The sequence below is a fragment of the Marinobacter sp. genome, from assembly GCF_033722195.1.
In the GTDB taxonomy this organism is placed as follows: Bacteria; Pseudomonadota; Gammaproteobacteria; order Pseudomonadales; family Oleiphilaceae; genus Marinobacter.
Map to the genome: position 1 here is coordinate 1 of NZ_JAWVZL010000200.1, position 2,044 is coordinate 2,044.

The following is a 2,044-nucleotide window of genomic DNA, read 5'->3' on the forward strand; positions in this document are numbered from 1 at the left end:
AAACCGCGGCAGCGCAAACGCCGCCAGGATGCCCAGGATCACGATGACCATGACCAGTTCGATCAGGGTAAAGCCTTTCTCTTTCCGTGCTGCCATTGCGTTCATCATATTCATGGTTCTACTCCGTCTTTGCTGTTGTCTGAGTGTTGTTGTGTTCGATTAGTTGATGACTGTGGTTACTTCGCCGGTGTCGGCATCGTAGCCGATGGTGCTGCCTTCGCCGTCCAGCTGGTAGGTGAATACGCAGTCCTGGCCGGGCTCATTGCCATCGGCATCGGCCTGTACGGTGACGTCATAGTCCGGCGTGGCACCGGTGACGCTCGGCGCATTGGCCTGCAGCACACCCTGCCACACCTGGACACAGCGGCCGGCGGTCATGTTGGCGCTGTTGTTATCGGCCGTGGTGGACGTGGGCCAGCCTTCGGCGCTGACATCCACCTGGCCATTGCCGAAATCTTCAACATTGTCTGTCGCAGCGGTCTGTCCGTTTGCGACCCACTGGGTCTTCGCCAGGGCGACCCCGGCGGCCAAAGCACCCGCCGTGCCCTGAATACTTGCGTCATGGGCCTGGTCCGAGAGCTGAGCGAACCGGGGCAGCGCAAACGCTGCCAGAATGGCCAGGATGGCGATCACCACCACCAGCTCGATCAGGGTGAAGCCTTTGCTCATCTTGTTTCCATTCTGCTGTTTCATTCGCTGGCGTTTCCCAGGTCTGTCAATGTGTTCATCCGGCGCCAGGTCACGGCGCCGTTGTCGTGGTATTGACGGCGACCGGCTGCAACTCCAGCCCGGTCATTCCCTCCGTCGGTTCGCGCACACCGTTCTGGTTGCTGTCCGCGAACGCTGTTACTACCTTCCATGCCATTGGCTCACCCGGGGACGCCTGCCTCCCATCCAGGGTTATCGGCTGGCCCGGGTTATAAATTAACCAACCTCGCGATGGTTGTGCCGTTTCTTTTTGTGTCACAACCCTGAAACACCAGTTTCCCGGCTCCGGCCACTGGCCTTCACACTGCCCACGATAGGTGGGCCACTGGTGTTCAACAAGCTCGAAGGGATTGATCCCTTCGTGGCTCTCGAGGCTTTCGCCCCTCGCCAGCATCACCTCGGCCCCGCGCACCACAAGCGCCGAGCGCAGCTGGGTCAGGATCATCCGTGCCGACATCTCCGCCGCCCGTTCCGCCTCCCGCTCCAGTGCTCCCAGCACGAACCACCACAGAAGCAGCACCAGGCTCACCGACACCCAGAACCTCAGCTGCCGGGCCAGCAGCGGCCGGCGGTGGCCGCCGGTGGGCAGCGATGCCACCGGCATGTCAGCCCCGGCCCATGGCCGCTGCGCCCAGGTCCCAGATGGGCAGGAACACGCCCAGCGCCAGGATCAGCACCAGTACCCCCATGGCGACGATCAGTATGGGTTCGATGGATTCGGCCAGGCGCTTGAGGCCGTAGTCCACATCCTCGTCGTAGAAATCCGCCACGTTCACCAGCATCTCGTCCACCGAGCCGGTCTCCTCCCCCACCGCGATCATCTGCAGGATCAGCGGCGTGAACATGCCGCTGGCCCGGGCGGTGCGCAGCAGGCTGTCGCCCCGCTCGATGCCCAGCCGCATGTCACGGATATGGCGGGCGATCCAGGCGTTGTCAGTGGCATCCGCCACCACCGTCAGGGCGTGGGTGACCGGCATGCCGGCCGCCAGCATGCTGGCGAAGTTGCGGGCAAACCGGCTCAGGGTGATCAGCTCCAGCAGCGGCCCGATGATGGGCAGCTTGAGCTTGTAGCGGTCCCAGGTCAGCCGGCCCTGCTCGGTCTGCTTCCATTGCCGCACCAGCACCGCGATGGCGGCAATGGCGAACAGCAGTACATACCAGTAGTTGAGCAGGAAGTTCGACGTGCCTACCAGGACCTGGGTCAGGAACGGCAGGTCTGCCCCCAGCTTGGCGAACACCGAGGCGAACTTGGGAATAACCAGGAAATTGACCACCAACAGGGCCGCCAGCAGGGCCACCACCACAAAGGTGGGGTAGCGCAGGGCCTGCTTGACCC

General features: G+C 63.0%; 4 protein-coding genes. All 4 read right to left on the reverse strand.

The window, feature by feature from the left end; translation table 11 throughout:
- The coding region (locus R3280_RS16795) for a type II secretion system protein (protein WP_318999759.1) at positions 1–114 on the reverse strand (114 nt) is incomplete at its 3' end.
- A gap of 45 nt (positions 115–159) precedes the next feature.
- Positions 160–669, reverse strand: coding sequence for a prepilin-type N-terminal cleavage/methylation domain-containing protein (locus R3280_RS16800; protein WP_318999756.1), 510 nt, complete (start codon positions 667–669; stop codon positions 160–162).
- Positions 670–739: 70 nt separating this feature from the next.
- Positions 740–1,312, reverse strand: a complete 573-nt coding sequence (locus R3280_RS16805) for a hypothetical protein (protein WP_318999757.1) — start codon at positions 1,310–1,312, stop codon at positions 740–742.
- Between the two features lies 1 nt (position 1,313).
- The coding region (locus tag R3280_RS16810) for a type II secretion system F family protein (RefSeq protein WP_318999758.1) at positions 1,314–2,044 on the reverse strand (731 nt) is incomplete at its 5' end.